This window comes from Kitasatospora azatica KCTC 9699 (genome assembly GCF_000744785.1).
GTDB classification, from domain to species: Bacteria; Actinomycetota; Actinomycetes; order Streptomycetales; family Streptomycetaceae; genus Kitasatospora; species Kitasatospora azatica.
Genome location: NZ_JQMO01000003.1, coordinates 3,096,790 through 3,111,077 on the forward strand (window position 1 = coordinate 3,096,790; position 14,288 = coordinate 3,111,077).

The window sequence follows — 14,288 nt, forward strand, 5'->3', positions numbered from 1 at the left end:
GAGCGGTTTTGGCCGGTGTCCTGTCTGGTCCGGGTCCGAGCATGATCGGGGGGCCGTAAGCTGTTGCGACTCGGTCAGGGCTTCTGGGCCTGACCGCAATATGGCCGAGTGGCCCCCCGTTCTTGCTCGGTGCGGGTCCCGGTCCTGGCAGGTGGGTAAAACCGTGGAGCCGCCCGCCCTGGCCACGGCGGGTCTGGGACCTCTGCCACTTCTGGCCGCCAGCTCTGGCGCCGCCGGCCGCCGCCGGGAGCGGGGCGAAGACAGGAGCGACGGCGAGCGGGGCGGCGAGCGCCGCGAGCGAAGCGAGCCTTGAACCCGTAGAGAAGGTTTTTACTCACTCCTCCGAGAAGTTGCCCGGCCTCTGGCGAATCAGTCAGCTTGCCTGCGGCATCTCAATGAGCGTGCGACCGTCGTGGGTCCGGACATGCGGGGCTGCCTCGTCCTGGAGCGCGTCCAGCAGGCGCACGGCGTAGACCTCGCCCATCCGGTCGGCAACCTCCGCAGGGGTTAGCCACGCCACGGCGGTGGACTCGTCCGACAGCTGCTCCTGCCCGCCCTCCGGCCGACAGCGGAAGACCAGGGCGACGATTCCACGGCTGACGTTCTTGTACACGCCGGTGAGCCGTTCCACCGAGACCTTGATGCCGGTCTCCTCGTAGACCTCGCGGCGCACGCCGTCCTCGACCGTCTCCGAAAGCTCCAGCACTCCGCCCGGGGGCTCCCAGGTGCCGTTGTCCGCCCGCCGGATCGCCAGCACACGGCCGTCCTCGCGGACAACGGCGCCTGCCACGGAGACGGAGTGGAGAGGCATTGCCGGCTTCCCCGGAGAGGTGTTACTCATGTACAGGAGGATAGGAGACAATGCAGGACTATGGCGAGCGGTGAGGTGGCCTCAACGGCCAAAGCGAAGTATCTGCAGATCGCGGATGATCTGGCAGCGCAGATCAAGTCCGGAGCTCTGGCACCAGGCGCTGCTGTGCCGAGCGAGGCCGAGCTGATGGAGCGGTACGGCGTTGCCTCCGGCACGGTGCGGAAGGCGGTCGCCGAGCTGCGGACGATGCAGCTGATCGAGACCCACCACGGGCGCGGCTCCTTCGTCCGGTCCCGGCCGCCGGTCCAGCGCAAGTCCTCCGACCGGTTCCGCCGGGCCCACCGCCTCGCCGGCAAGGCGGCCTACTTGGCGGAAGCCGAGCAATCGGGCGGCACCCCGTCGGTGAACGTGCTCTTCGTCGGTCCGATCGACGCACCGTCAGAGATCGCAGAGCGGCTCGAGGTTCCCGCCGGCGAGAAGGTGCTCGCCCGCAAGCGGCGCTACTTCCGGGACGGCACGCCGACGGAGGAAGCCACCTCCTACTTGCCCTGGGACGTGGTGAAGGACATTCCGGAGATGTTCGCCGAGAACCCGGGCGGTGGCGGGATCTACGCCCGGCTGGAGGAGCGCGGGCACGTCTTGGCCGAGTTCACCGAGACTGTGCGGGCTCGGCTCGCCACCAAGGCTGAGAGCACTGCACTCGCACTGAGCCCCGGCTCGCCGGTGATCCACCTTGTCCGGAACGCCATCACGGAGGCCGGGCGCGTCGTGGAAGTCTGCGACACGATCATGGCCGCCGACCAGTTCGTTTTGGACTACCGGTTCGCGGCGAAGGACTGACGGCAACTCAACTTCGGCAACCCGTCGCAGGATTCTTCTCGCGGCGGGTTGACTCATGTACAGGAGTCAGGCACTCTTCTATTCATCAGCTCCTGTACATGAGTGCAGGAGGAGTCCTCCTCTAGAGGAGCTTGCCTCATGGCTACCTTCAAGATCGACACGTCGACCGCGTTCGTGTTCGTGGTCGTCCCGCCGGCACCGAAGCTGGTGAACAAGCAGACGGGTGAGATCGCCGTTGACCGTGAGACCGGCGCGCGGATGTACACCATCGGCCTGACCATCGCGGATGAGGGTGAGGCGAACCTCTACACCGTCTCGATCCCGGAGACAGGGCTCAGCGAGGGTCTGGCGGTCGGGATGCCGGTCACGGTGACCGGGCTCAAGGCCCGGGACTGGGAGAACGAGTTCAACGGCCAGAAGCGGCACGGGATCTCGTTCCGCGCCGTGGCGATCACGTCCATCGTCCCGGCTGCTGTGAAGGGCTGATGACGATGTCGGGGGTCATGACGCTGACGGAACTCGGTGTCCCGCTCGCTGCCGTTGGTGGCGGTGCGGCGTACGCCCGGGTGAAGGCGCCGGCGGTGTACTGGTCGGCGATTGGTCTGCCGGTCGCGGCGGTCCGCTTCCGCACCACCTACGCAAGCACGATGGACGCCTGCGGGCTCACGGTCGCGCCGTCGCGGCTGCGGATCCTGTTCACCCGAGCCACTTCGCGCCGGGAAGTCCGCCCGGTCCCGCCCAGGATCAAGCGGATCCGCCCGACGACGACCGGCCTGCGGGTTCGGCTTCGGCTGGCGCCCGGTCAGGAACCGGCGGACGTGGCCGCTTCGGCGGAACGTCTGCGGCACGCCTGGGGCGTCCACTCCGTCCACGTGACGGTCATCAAGTCGGGTGTGGTGGAGCTGCGGATGACCGGCTTCGACGTGCTGCGCAAGGTCCGCATGCCGCGCAAGCTCCCATCCGGTCCGATGGTGGTGCCGGTGGCGCTTCGGGAGGACGGCACCGCCTTCGTGCGGGACTACCGGCCGATCCCGCACGCCATGACGCTGGGCGCCACACAGTCCGGCAAGTCCGTCTACATCCGCAACCTGGTCAAGGGCCTGGCCTCGCTTACCGTGGCGCTGGTGGGGATCGACTGCAAGCGCGGAGTCGAGCTGGCGCCGTTCGCTCCTCGCCTCTCCGCGCTGGCGATCGACCCGGACCAGGCGGCCGAGCTGCTGGATGTCCTGGTGGAGGAGATGGAGGCCCGCTACGACCTGATCCGCGCTCAGCAGGGCATCGGCGCCGGGGTTGCGGATGAGGAGATCACCTCGGACATCTGGGGCCTGCCGGCGAAGCTGCGGCCGGTGCCGGTGGTCCTGCTGGTGGACGAGGTCGCCGAGCTGTTCCTCGTCGCCACCTCGAAGGACGAGAAGCGCCGGGACGTGATGGTCACGCAGCTGATCCGGCTCGCGCAGCTGGGCCGCGCGGCGGGCATCTACCTGGAGATCTGCGGGCAGCGGTTCGGCTCCGAGCTGGGCAAGGGCGCCACCATGCTCCGCGCCCAGCTGTCCGGGCGGGTCGTGCACCGGGTCAACGACAAGCCGACCGCCGAAATGGGCTTGGGCGACATCTCGCCCGAGGCGGTCCTCGCCGCCACCTCGATCCCGCCGGAGATGCCCGGCGTCGCGGTCGCGGGTGACTCCTCCGGCGGCTGGTGCCGCATCCGCACCCCCGAACTCTCCCTCGCCGACGCCGCCCGCGCCTGCCGCGCAACCGCGCACCTCGTGCCCGACCTGCCGAAGCTCGACCGCTTCCGCCCCCACGTCCCGCCGGCCCCGGCGAGCGACCCGGTCCCGCTGGCCCAGCCCTTCCCGGCAACCAGCTGAGTCACTCCTGATCCGGCCCGCGCGGCCGTCAACGCGCCAAGTCCCTACCCCCGCCATGCCCGAACACGATCCGAGAGGACCGCCGCATGTCCGCCTCCGTCTCGTTCTACGTCGACGGCAACACCTCGCTTCACCTGTCCCGCTACGGCGTACAGCGGGCCCCGATCCTGTCCCTGGACGGCCCCGGCTACAGCCTGACGCTCGCGTCGCACAGCACCGTGCCGCTCTCCGAGCAGCTCGCCTTCGCCCGCGAGCTGGCCGCGAACGCCGCCGACTTCCTCACCGCGCTGGAGCTGTTCGCCGCAGCGAACGACGACTCCGAGAGCGAGTGACCCCGATGGCCGCCCGCAAGCCCGCCGCCAAGCCCGCCCCGCCGAAGTGCCCGGCCTGTGCCGGCCAGGGCTGGGTCAGCGAGACCCACCACGTCGGCCGGGGCAAGAAGGCCCGTCCCGTCGGTGAGGTCGAGGTCCTGTGCCCCACCTGCCTCGGCACCGGCACCGCCGCCGAGTAGCCGACCCAGAGTCCGCCGGGACCGGGCGGCAAGCGATCCCCTGAGCTCCGCCCGGCCCCGGCCCCAACTTCCCTGGAAGGAGGACGAACCGATGCGCCTGCCCCGCCCGGACGCCGTCCTCGTGCAAGCCGCCATCGCCGGCGCACTGTCCTTCGCCCACCTCCACGACATCGCGTCGGCCGCCAACCAGCACGGCTGGAAGGCCTGGGCCTACCCCGTTTCCGTGGACCTGCTCTTGGTCGCCGCCTGGCACCGGATGCGCGTCCTACGCGCCAACAGCCAACCGGCCCGCGCCGCTTGGACCTGGTTCCTCATCGCTCTGACCGCATCGCTGGGCGCGAATGTCGCCACCGCCGGACTCCTCGACCTCGGCCACGTCCCCGCGTGGCTGCGAATCCTCGTCGCCGGTTGGCCCGCCCTCGCCTTCTTCGGCGGCACCCTCCTCGCCCACAGCTCCAAAGTCCCCGCGGCTTCCCAGCCTGATCCTGAACTCCCGCTCTATGAAACCGAATCGGCCCTGATCGTCGATCCGACCGAAGTCGAGCCTGAGCCGCTGCCGGCCGCCGAGCCGGTCCCCGCGATCGCCCCCGTGCCCCAACCGCCCGCCGTCGCGGTGCCGGCAGCGCTGGTCGACCACGCCCGCAAGGTCGCCGCCGACCACCACGCCCGCACCGGCACCCCGATCGACACCGACACCCTGCGTGTCCGGCTCGGCATCCCGCCGCACTTCGCCGACGCCATCGCCGCCCAACTCGCCTGACAGGAGGACCCGTTCATGGCTCGCCCGATCCGCCTCAGGAACGTGATCCGCATCGGCCCCGTCCAGGTCGCCACCTACTACGACGCCCGGGGCCGCGAGAAGCACACCGCCGCCTGCACCGCCCCGCGCTGCGGCTTCTCCGCCGACTACGACTCCCGCCCGGCCGCCGAGATCGCCGCCGGCACCCACCACTGCCCCGTCGTCTGACTGGAGAGATCGCCGTGACCATCACCCTGCCCGTGGTTCTCGTGCTCGGTACTTGCACCGTCGCCGCTGTGAAGTTCCTCGGCATCCGCCTGTGGGTCGCCGCCCTGATCGCCCTCTTCGGCTTCTACCTCGCCGGCACCTTCATCGCCCCCGCGATCAACGAGACCACCAAGTCCGGCGTCGACATCGTCAACCACACCCAGAACAAGTAGAGGCGCCCGCCATGACCACCATCACCCGACTGCACCGACTCCCGCCCCTGTTGACCGTCGACGGCTCCGCGCTGGTCGCCGAGATCGAGGCCTACCTCGCCTCCCTCCCCGCCCCGGCCCGCCTGCTCGTGCCGTACGTCTGCCCGCTCGGCTCCGCCCTCCAGGCCTGGAACACCGGCTTCCCGCCGCCCATCCTGACCCTGCTCGACCGCATCGCCCGCCGCCCCGCCCGCCCCGTCATGGTCACCGCCGCCGACCACCTGCGGCTGACCTCCCGCTACATCGGCCAGTTCGGCTGGCTGCAGGGCGCCATGTGGGACGACGCCGGCCGGGTCTGCCTCCTCGGCGCACAAGCCGCCGTCCTCGCCCACGGTTACGGCACCGGCCGCACCGTCGAGACCGCCCGCTGGCAGGTCATGGAGATCCTCCACACCACCGGACGACCCGTCAGCTCTCCGGACCAGTACAACGACCGCCCTACCACCCGCCAGGCCGACATTCACCACCTGCTCGACCGCGCCGCCACCCGCGCCCAGTCCCTCGGTTTCTGATCCGCACCCCGGGGTGGCCGCAAGCCGCCAAGCATCCCTCCACCCCGGGCGCCCGCAACCCCGCCACCTGGAAGGACCGTGCCTCATGGATCTCGCTCCGCTCCTCGCCGCCGGCGTTCCCCTGCTCGGCTGGACCACCCACGGCACCTGGCTCGCCCGCCGCCTCGCCATCTCGCGCCGCGACCCGCTCACCGGGCTGCTCACCCGCGACGGCTTCACCACCCGCGCCGAACGCCTCATCCGCAAGCACCCCGACCGGATCACCGTGCTCCTGGTCGATGTGGACGACTTCAAGGCCGTCAACGACACCCACGGCCACAGCATCGGGGACGCCGTCCTCGCCACTACTGCCGGTCGCCTCACCCGCTGGTGCGGCTCCGCCGGCCTGGTCGCCCGCCTCGGCGGAGACGAGTTCGCCGTTGTCGTCCTCGACGCCGCCGACCGCGTCGACCAGCTCCGCACCGCCCTGACCGCGCCCGTCCCGTTCGGCCAGCAGCTGATCAGCGTGTCCGCGTCTGTCGGCGCCTCGCACTCGGCCGCGCTCCTGCTCACTGACGCGCTCTCCGCCGCCGACCGCGACATGTACGCCCACAAGCCCGGCGCCCGCACCTCGCGCCGCTGACCTGCACAGCACAAAGCCCCCGGGGCGGAAGCAAGCCGCCAAGCATCCCGCCGCCCCGGGGACCGCAACCCCTCCACGAACCGAAGTCCACGAAGGAGACCTTCATCATGCCCCAGCACAACCACGCCCAGACGCGCATCTGCCCCGACTGCTTCGGCTTCGCCAGCGTCGCTATCGCCACCGGCGCCCGCCACCGCGACGGGACCCGCCAGACCATCCCGGTCCACTGCTCGACCTGCGCCGGCCTGGGCTCCGTCGCCCGCCCCCGCGTCCCGGCCATCGCGAACGCGAGCTGATCCCGTGGCCCTCCTCGACTGGCGCGACTCCAAGCACTGGTCCAACACCCCCGCCCCGTGCGGCGTGTGCACCAAGCCCACCAACCTGCGCTCCGACCGTGGCAAGCCCGTCCACAAGGTCTGCGCCGAACAGTGGCTCGACCAGCACACCAAGCCCACCCCCGCGCCCGACCAGCCCTAACACCCCCGGCCCCGAAGCCAACCGGCACCACGGCTTCGGGGCCTCCCTCGAAGGAGACACCACCCCGTGCCCGCCCTCGCCCCACCCCCGGTCGCCGACCTGACCGCCCTCGCCCAACTCGGCACCATGCCCGCCCTCATGCGCCAACTCGCGGGCCTCGGCGGCTGCGGCCGACCCATCCGCCTCGACGGCCACCGCACCGAACACACCGTCAACACCAAGACCGGCGAGATCGGCCCCATCCTGCACCACCTCGAGTCCACCAGCCTCGCCGCCGGCCACCTCCTCGTGCGGTGCAACAACCGCCGCACCACCCGCTGCCCCGCCTGCGCCGAGACCTACCGCCGCGACACCTACCACCTCATCACCGCAGGACTCACCGGCGGCAAAGGCACCCCGCAGACCGTCGCCGCACACCCCCGAGTCTTCGCCACCTTCACCGCCCCCAGCTTCGGCCCCGTCCACAACCGGCCCACCACCGGACGCTGCCGCTGCGGCGCCCAGCACCCGGACGGTGCTGTCGAGTTGGGGACTCCGCTCGATCCGGACCGGTACGACTACCGGGCGGCGGTGCTGTGGAACGCCCACGCCGGGAAGATCTGGGCCCGCTTCTCGATCTACCTGCGCCGCGAGATCGCCAAGCGCGCCGGCCTGACACAGCGCGAGTTCCGCGACCACGCCCGCGTCTCCTTCGCCAAAGTCGCCGAGTACCAAAAGCGCGGCGCCGTCCACTTCCACGCCGTCATCCGCCTCGACGGCCCCGAAGGCGGCCACACCCCACCCCCGCCCTGGGCCACCCCCGAACTCCTCACCGACGCCATCCGCGCAGCCGTCGCCGCCACCGAGATCCCCGGACCGATCCTCGACGGCACCACCCACACCTTCGCCTTCGGCCGCCAACTCGACATCCGCACCATTCGGACCGCCGACTTCGCCACCGGCACCGCCCTCACCGAACGCGCGGTCGCCGCCTACATCGCCAAGTACGCCACCAAGGGCGCCGAGACCGCCACCGGCACCCTCGACCGCCCCATCAAGCTCCTCGCCGAACTCGCCCACCTCGACATCACCGACCACGCCCGCCGCATGATCCGCACCTGCTGGACCCTCGGCGAACGCCCCGAGCTGGAAGAACTCCGCCTCCGAGCCTGGGCCCACATGCTCGGCTTCCGAGGCCACTTCTCCACCAAGACTCGCCGCTACTCGACCACCCTCGGCGCACTCCGCGAAGCCCGAGCTGCCTGGCGCCGAGCCGAAGCACTCCAGCACCTCACCGGCCCGGACACCACGGCCGAGACGACCGAGGAGACCACCCTCGTCCTCGCCCACTGGACCTTCGCCGGTGTCGGCCTGACCCCCGGCGAACGCTGGCTCACCGAAGCACTCACCCCCTCACCCGGAACGGAAGGAGAACCCACCACCCATGTCTGATCGCCTGCTCGACATCGCCGGCGCCAGTACCCCGGCTCTCTACCGGGTGGCAGACGCCATGCTGCTGCTGAACATGAGCCGGAGCGTCATCTACGACCTGATCCGCCGGGGTCGCCTCCGGACGGTCAACGAGGGCCGCAGTCGGCTGATCCCGGCATCCGCCATCACCGAATACGTCGCGCTCCTCGAACGCGAAGCGGGGGTGGCCCGATGACCACACGACGCAGTAGGGGAGACGGCGGACTCCACTGGGACGAGAAGCGGCAACGCTGGATCGCGACCGCCAGCCTGGGCTTCGATCCGAGCGTCAAGCGCACCGTCAAGCGCGGCAGCGGCAAGACCAAGACCGAGGCCAAGAACAAGCTGAAGGAGATCCTTCGGGATCACGAGGACGGGTTGGCCATCGCCCCCACCGGCTACACCGTGGAGAACGCGGTGAATGACTGGCTGACCTACGGCCTGGCAGGCCGGGACGCGGGCACCCTGGAAACGCTGACCATCCTCAGTCGAAGCCATGTGATCCCGTCGCTCGGCGCCCGCAAACTCCGGGACCTCAGCGCGGAGGATGTGGACCGGTGGCTAGCGGTGAAAGCCAAGACGCTGAGCACCCGCACCCTGCAGGGTCTCCACTCCTGTCTGAACCGAGCCGTGAAGCGAGCCATGGCCCGGGACAAGGTGAAGCGCAACGTCGTGGAGCTGTGCTCGGTCCCCGCCGGCCAGCCCGGCCGTCCGTCGAAGGCGCTGACGTTCGCTCAGGCCGAAGCCGTGCTCAAGGCGGCCGAGAAGACCTCGATGTACGCCTACATCCTGGTCTCCCTGCTCACAGGTGCCCGGACCGAGGAGCTGCGTCCCCTGACCTGGGATCACGTCTTCCTCAAGGGCCAGCCGGACACCAACCCGCCGATCCCACCCCACATGGCTGTATGGCGGTCGGTGCGTGCCGGCGGCGACACCAAGACCCGGAAGTCCCGCCGAACACTGGCGCTCCCGGCCCGCTGTGTGGAAGCCCTGTGGGACCACTGGGTGGATCAGGGCTGGGACCGGCTCGCCGCCGGCGACAAGTGGGAGGAGAACAACCTCGTCTTCCACTCCGCCGTCGGCACCGAGCTGGACCCCTCCCACGTCCGCCGGGCCTTCCGGACGGCGATCGCCAAGGCCGAAGGCGTGGACGCTGCCGAGTGGACGCCCCGTGAGCTGCGCCATAGCTTCGTGTCGCTGCTCTCCGACAAGGGCGTCCCGCTGGAGGAGATCTCACGCCTCGTCGGGCACTCCAGCACGGCGGTCACCGAGGAGGTCTACCGGAAGCAGATCCGGCCCGTGATCCAGACCGGCGCGGTGGTCATGGATGACCTGTTCGGGACGGATCCTGAGGCTTAGTCACGCAGTTAGTCACGCACAACGAATCAGGGCCCTACCGGATCTCTCCGATAGGGCCCTGAACTCGTACTACTGGGTCGGGGTGGCGGGATTTGAACCCACGGCCTCTTCGTCCCGAACGAAGCGCGCTACCAAGCTGCGCCACACCCCGGTCCTGCGTTTGTTGCTTCCGTCTCCGTCGCAACGAGTAGAACTCTACCCGACGCAGGTCAGGAGACGAAATCCGGTTATCGGGGCTGCGGGGTCAGGGTCAGCAGGGTGGCTTCCGGCGGGCAGGCGAAGCGGACGGGGGTGTAGCGGTTGGTGCCGCAGCCGGCCGAGACGTGCAGGTAGGACTGCTTGCCGCCGGCCCGGTGGGTGGAGAGGCCCTTGACCCGCTTGGCGTCGAGGTCGCAGTTGGTGACCAGGGCGCCGTAGAAGGGGATGCAGAGCTGGCCGCCGTGCGTGTGGCCGGCCAGGACCAGCGGATAGCCGTCGGCGGTGAAGGCGTCCAGGCTGCGCAGGTAGGGGGCGTGCACCACGCCGATCGACAGGTCGGAGTCGGCGGACGGGCCGCCGGCCACCGCGGCGTAGCGGTCCCGGCGGATGTGCGGGTCGTCCACGCCGGTGAACTCGATGTCCAAGCCGGCCAGGGCGAGGCGGCCGCGGGCGTTGGTCAGGTCCAGCCAGCCGGCTGCGTCGAAGCCGTCGCGCAGCTTCTCCCACGGGTTGTGGACGGCGCCGGTGATGCCGGACCTACCGCTGCCGTCGGCGTTGTTGAGGCCGTGGTTTCCGCTGCTCAGGGCCTTGAGGTAGCGGGTCGGGCTCTTCCGCGCGGGGCCGTAGTAGTCGTTCGATCCGAAGACGTACACGCCGGGGAACTCCATCAGCGGCCCGAGCGCGTCCAGCGTGGCGGGCACGCCGAGCGGGTCGGAGAGGTTGTCGCCGGTGTTGACCACCAGGTCGGGCCGCAGCCCGGCCAGACTCCGCAGCCACCGCTGCTTCTTGCGCTGCCCGGTCACCATGTGGATGTCCGAGACCTGCAGGACCCGCAGTGGCTTGGCCCCGCGCGGCAGTACCGGGACCTCCACCCGGCGAAGCCGGAACGAGCGGACCTCGTATCCGGCGGAGTAGGCGAGACCGGCGGCGCCGGTGGCGGCGATGGCGAGCGGGACGGAGTACAGCTTTCGCATCGGTCCATGGTGGCAGACCCGCCCCGCCCGGGTGAACCGGGTGGTCCTCCAGCCGTCTGACGGCCAGTCGGGCGGGCCGGACAGCGTTCAGTCGGCCGTTCGGGGAGCCCCGGTGTGGTGAGCTGCGGGAAAACCGGGCGCGGCAAAGCGTCCCAGATGTGAGGATTGGCCCATGACAACGCTCAAGGAGCGGCTGCGGGAGGACCTGACGGCCGCGATCAAGGCCCGGGACGAGCTGCGCTCGTCCACGCTTCGACTGACGCTGGCCGCCGTGTCCGCGGCCGAGGTGGCCGGTAAGGCGAAGCGGGAGCTCTCCAACGACGAGATGCAGCAGGTGGTGCAGGGCGAGGCGAAGAAGCGGCGGGACGCCGCGGACGCCTTCGCCAAGGCCGGTCGCGCCGAGCAGGCCGAGCGGGAGCTGGCCGAGGGCGGGGTGCTGGCCGAGTACCTGCCTCAGCAGCTCAGCGACGAGGAGCTGGCGGCGATCGTCGCCGCCGCGGTCACCGAGAGCGGGGCGAGCGGGCCGCAGGGGATGGGCGCCGTGATGAAGCTGGTCCGGCCGAAGGTCGAGGGCGTGGCCGAGGGCGGCCGGGTCGCCGCCGCGGTGAAGGCCGCACTCGCGAAGTAGGCAGCCGAGCGGCAGTGATCGAGCGCCACCAATAGAGCCAGCACAATAGAGCCGGTAACAAGGCGGAGCGCCCGGTGTCCCTGGACGGATCCAGGGACACCGGGCGCTCCGCTGTCAGGCGGCGGTGCCGCGACCTCAGTGGTGTCCGGGCCGGGGCGGCTTGCTGGTGGTGCCACCGGGGCCGCCGATCACGCCGGGCGGCAGACTGAACGGGTCGGTCGGGGGCGGGTTCGGGGTGGTGGCGCCCGCGTTGGTGGCCTGCGGGCTGTTCGGGTCGGAGGGGTTGTTCGGGTCCGGCGACGGGGTCGGCGCCGGTGCGGCGGGCAGCGGGACCACCTGGAAGGTGGATGCCGGACTGCCGGCGACGGCGGCGCTCATCGCCTCCTGCCAGATCGGGCCGGGCCCGGTGGCGCCGTACACACCGTTGTCGGCGTAGAAGGAGCGACCGCCGATCTTGATGTTGCGGTCCATCGGGACGTTGCCCTCGGGGCCGCCGAGCCAGACCACGCCGACCAGCTCGGGGGTGTAGCCGTCGAACCAGGCAGCCTGGCGCTTGTCGGCGGTACCGGTCTTGCCGGCGATCATGCGGCCGTCGTCCAGGCTCAGCGCGGCACCGGTGCCGCCCTTCTCGGTCACGCCCTTGAGCAGGGTGTTGATGCTGTCGGCGGTGTTCTGCTGGATCACCTGGTTGCAGTTGGCCTGCGGGACCGGCAGCTTCTTGCCCTCGATGTTGACCACGGAGCTGATCGCGACCGGGTCGCAGTGGATGCCGCGCGAGGCGAAGGTGGCGTACACCCCGGCCATGTCGAGCGGGCTCATCTCCTCGGTGCCCAGCGCGATGGCCGGGACCTCGCGCAGCGCCGCACCGCTGGCCATGGACTTGATGCCGAGCTTGTTGGCCATCTGCTTGACCGCGCAGATGCCGATCTCCTGCTCCATCTGGATGAAGTAGGTGTTGATCGACCGGGCCATCGCCTCGGGCATCTGGAACGGGCCCTTCTCGTCAGGGCTGTCGTTCGGGATGACGTCCTTGGCGCGGTTCTTGTAGGGGCCGCCGCAGGTGCTCATGTCCGGGTACGGCATCGAGGCCGGTGACGGGTAGCTCTGGCTGAGGTCCTTGCCACCCTCGATCGCGGCTGCGGCCACGATCGCCTTGAAGGTGGACCCGGGCTGGAAGCCGTTGCCGCCGCCCATCGCGGCGTCCACGTTGAGGTTGACCACGGTCTGGTGCTTGGTGTTGTCCAGGCCGTAGGGCCGGGTCTGGGCCATCGCCAGGATCTGGCCGGTACCGGGCTGGACCATGGTCATCGCGGCCGAGACGGTGTCGGTGACGTAGACCTTGGTGGTGACCGCCTTGTAGGCGGCCGCCTGCTTGTCCGGGTCGATGGTGGTGTAGATCTTCAGGCCGCCCTGGGTCCAGAGCTTGTTGCGCTCCTGGGCCGAGGCGCCGAAGGCCGGGTCGCTGAGCACCACCTTGCGCACGTAGTCGCAGAAGAAGCCCTCGCCGTTGCCGGCGGTGATGCAGCCGTTCTGCGGCTCGTGGTAGTGCAGGTCGAGCTGGGTGGCCTTCGCGTCCTTCGCCTGCTGGGCCGTGATGTGCTTGGCCTCGAGCATCTTGTCGATCACGGTGTCGCGGCGGGTCTGCGCGGCTTTCGGATGCGCTATCGGGTCATAGGCGGTCGGGTTCTGCACCAGCCCGGCGAGCGTCGCCGCCTCGGGGATGGTGAGGTCCTTGTTGCTCTTGCCGAAGTAGCGCTGCGAGGCCGCCTCGATGCCGTACGCCTGGTGCCCGAAGAAGGTGATGTTCAGGTAGTTGGTGAGGATCTGGTCCTTGGACAGCTCCTCCTCCAGCTTGATGGCGTACTTGAGCTCCTTGATCTTGCGGCCCAGGCTCTTCTTGGTGGCTTCGGTGTAGGCCGCCTGGTCGTCGCCGGCCTCCTCGACGAGGACGTTCTTCACGTACTGCTGGGTCAGCGTGGAGGCACCCTGGGACGCGGCGTCGGAGGCGGCGTTCTTGCCGATCGCGCGCAGCACGCCCTTGGGGTCGATCGCTCCGTGCTGGTAGAAGCGGTTGTCCTCGATGTCGACCTGGGCCTGGCGGGTCAGCAGCGACATCTGATCCTGGGTCAGGATCGTGCGGTCGCGGGCGTAGACCTTGGCGATCTGGTTGTTCTTGGCGTCGTAGATGTAGGACGCCTGGGAGAGGGTCGGCGTCTTGAAGTCGTCCGGGATGTTGTCGAAACTTTCGACGCCGTTCTTGGCCCCGAGGCCGATCGCACCGACGGCGGGCAGGGCCAGGCCGGCCAACAGCACGCCGGAGAGGATGCTGACGCCCAGGAAGGTCACCCCGTGGCCGGCCAGCTCCAAGGGGGAGGTGCGCCGTCGGCGGGAGCGCTGGGCTGCGGATGAGCGCTTCGAAGCCATAGGGAGGACTCTACGTTGCCGATTCCGGCCCATGAGGGCAGGTGTTCGCCTACGCTTGTCACAGGCTTGTGACAGCTTCGCTCTGTGCAGTCGCAAACACTCCTGTGAGTGTTGAGAGTTGTCCGGTTTGACGGGGTATGGGGCAGCTGGTGCGGCCGTTCTCCATCGCCACCGGCGCCTGCGCCGGGGGTCGCTGTGGCGCTGCGTGACGAAAGGGGCGATCGGGGCGTCCGCAAGGCCCACGACCTGCGATCACTCCAACGAGTGATCTGACCGGCACCCATAGTCCAATCGGGTCATTCGAGATTGGACCCGAAGGGGCTGTTGCGTCCCGCCAATCTTCCGTAACGTCCTCAACTGGCAACGGTGAATATGCCGTTGCCGCCGTGGGGGAGCC

General features: G+C 69.9%; 19 protein-coding genes and 1 tRNA gene. 16 read left to right on the top strand and 4 right to left on the bottom strand.

The window, feature by feature from the left end; all coding sequences use genetic code 11:
- Nucleotides 1-373 precede the first annotated feature (373 nt).
- Nucleotides 374-853, bottom strand: a complete 480-nt coding sequence (locus BR98_RS24430) for an NUDIX domain-containing protein (protein WP_083977605.1) — start codon at nt 851-853, stop codon at nt 374-376.
- Nucleotides 854-871: 18 nt separating this feature from the next.
- On the opposite strand from BR98_RS24430, the gene BR98_RS24435 reads away from it, so the two are divergent.
- From BR98_RS24435 to BR98_RS24500, 15 genes are all read left to right on the top strand, one after another.
- Complete coding sequence (locus tag BR98_RS24435; RefSeq protein ID WP_035847551.1) at nt 872-1,651, top strand: GntR family transcriptional regulator; 780 nt, start codon at nt 872-874, stop codon at nt 1,649-1,651.
- 138 nt (nt 1,652-1,789) lie between these two features.
- Complete coding sequence (locus tag BR98_RS24440; protein ID WP_035847553.1) at nt 1,790-2,137, top strand: SCO3933 family regulatory protein; 348 nt, start codon at nt 1,790-1,792, stop codon at nt 2,135-2,137.
- A gap of 5 nt (nt 2,138-2,142) precedes the next feature.
- Nucleotides 2,143-3,519: an FtsK/SpoIIIE domain-containing protein gene (locus BR98_RS24445; RefSeq protein WP_035853747.1), complete on the top strand. Its 1,377-nt coding sequence runs from the start codon at nt 2,143-2,145 to the stop codon at nt 3,517-3,519.
- Between the two features lie 86 nt (nt 3,520-3,605).
- Nucleotides 3,606-3,851, top strand: a complete 246-nt coding sequence (locus BR98_RS24450; RefSeq protein WP_035847554.1) for a hypothetical protein — start codon at nt 3,606-3,608, stop codon at nt 3,849-3,851.
- 5 nt (nt 3,852-3,856) lie between these two features.
- Complete coding sequence (locus BR98_RS24455) at nt 3,857-4,030, top strand: hypothetical protein (protein ID WP_157537921.1); 174 nt, start codon at nt 3,857-3,859, stop codon at nt 4,028-4,030.
- A 91-nt stretch (nt 4,031-4,121) separates the two neighbouring features.
- Nucleotides 4,122-4,790, top strand: coding sequence for a DUF2637 domain-containing protein (locus BR98_RS24460; protein WP_035847560.1), 669 nt, complete (start codon nt 4,122-4,124; stop codon nt 4,788-4,790).
- 15 nt (nt 4,791-4,805) lie between these two features.
- Nucleotides 4,806-4,997: a mobile element transfer protein gene (locus BR98_RS24465; RefSeq protein WP_035847561.1), complete on the top strand. Its 192-nt coding sequence runs from the start codon at nt 4,806-4,808 to the stop codon at nt 4,995-4,997.
- A 14-nt stretch (nt 4,998-5,011) separates the two neighbouring features.
- Nucleotides 5,012-5,209 (top strand): hypothetical protein, encoded by a 198-nt coding sequence (locus tag BR98_RS24470; RefSeq protein WP_035847562.1) that lies wholly within the window; start codon nt 5,012-5,014, stop codon nt 5,207-5,209.
- Between the two features lie 11 nt (nt 5,210-5,220).
- Nucleotides 5,221-5,760 carry a DUF6197 family protein gene (locus BR98_RS24475; protein WP_035847564.1) on the top strand — a complete coding sequence of 180 codons (540 nt, stop codon included), beginning with the start codon at nt 5,221-5,223 and terminating at the stop codon, nt 5,758-5,760.
- Nucleotides 5,761-5,845: 85 nt separating this feature from the next.
- Nucleotides 5,846-6,382: a GGDEF domain-containing protein gene (locus tag BR98_RS24480; protein ID WP_035847566.1), complete on the top strand. Its 537-nt coding sequence runs from the start codon at nt 5,846-5,848 to the stop codon at nt 6,380-6,382.
- A 107-nt stretch (nt 6,383-6,489) separates the two neighbouring features.
- Entirely contained in the window at nt 6,490-6,678 is a 189-nt protein-coding gene (locus tag BR98_RS24485; protein WP_035847569.1) for a hypothetical protein, read from the top strand.
- Nucleotides 6,679-6,682: 4 nt separating this feature from the next.
- The gene (locus BR98_RS40500) at nt 6,683-6,859 is read left to right on the top strand and encodes a hypothetical protein (protein ID WP_198042277.1); all 177 of its coding nucleotides are present in this window, start codon (nt 6,683-6,685) and stop codon (nt 6,857-6,859) included.
- A 126-nt stretch (nt 6,860-6,985) separates the two neighbouring features.
- The gene (locus BR98_RS24490; RefSeq protein ID WP_035853749.1) at nt 6,986-8,290 is read left to right on the top strand and encodes a replication initiator; all 1,305 of its coding nucleotides are present in this window, start codon (nt 6,986-6,988) and stop codon (nt 8,288-8,290) included.
- Complete coding sequence (locus tag BR98_RS24495) at nt 8,283-8,504, top strand: helix-turn-helix domain-containing protein (protein ID WP_035847570.1); 222 nt, start codon at nt 8,283-8,285, stop codon at nt 8,502-8,504. Before BR98_RS24490 ends, BR98_RS24495 begins: the two co-directional genes overlap by 8 nt.
- Nucleotides 8,501-9,667 carry a site-specific integrase gene (locus BR98_RS24500; protein WP_035847571.1) on the top strand — a complete coding sequence of 389 codons (1,167 nt, stop codon included), beginning with the start codon at nt 8,501-8,503 and terminating at the stop codon, nt 9,665-9,667. The genes BR98_RS24495 and BR98_RS24500 overlap by 4 nt, the downstream gene beginning before the upstream one ends.
- A gap of 77 nt (nt 9,668-9,744) precedes the next feature.
- Here the strand turns inward: BR98_RS24500 and BR98_RS24505 are convergent.
- Together BR98_RS24505 and BR98_RS24510 are read right to left on the bottom strand one after the other, a co-directional pair.
- Nucleotides 9,745-9,818, bottom strand: a tRNA-Pro gene (locus BR98_RS24505).
- A 76-nt stretch (nt 9,819-9,894) separates the two neighbouring features.
- Nucleotides 9,895-10,839, bottom strand: a complete 945-nt coding sequence (locus tag BR98_RS24510; RefSeq protein ID WP_035847572.1) for a metallophosphoesterase — start codon at nt 10,837-10,839, stop codon at nt 9,895-9,897.
- 172 nt (nt 10,840-11,011) lie between these two features.
- Between BR98_RS24510 and BR98_RS24515 the strand changes: the two genes are divergently transcribed.
- On the top strand, nt 11,012-11,467 hold the full coding sequence (locus tag BR98_RS24515; protein WP_035847574.1) for a GatB/YqeY domain-containing protein: 456 nt from the start codon (nt 11,012-11,014) through the stop codon (nt 11,465-11,467).
- Nucleotides 11,468-11,602: 135 nt separating this feature from the next.
- On the opposite strand, the gene BR98_RS24520 is transcribed toward BR98_RS24515, so the two are convergent.
- Nucleotides 11,603-13,891, bottom strand: a complete 2,289-nt coding sequence (locus BR98_RS24520) for a transglycosylase domain-containing protein (protein ID WP_051970165.1) — start codon at nt 13,889-13,891, stop codon at nt 11,603-11,605.
- Nucleotides 13,892-14,288 lie beyond the last annotated feature (397 nt).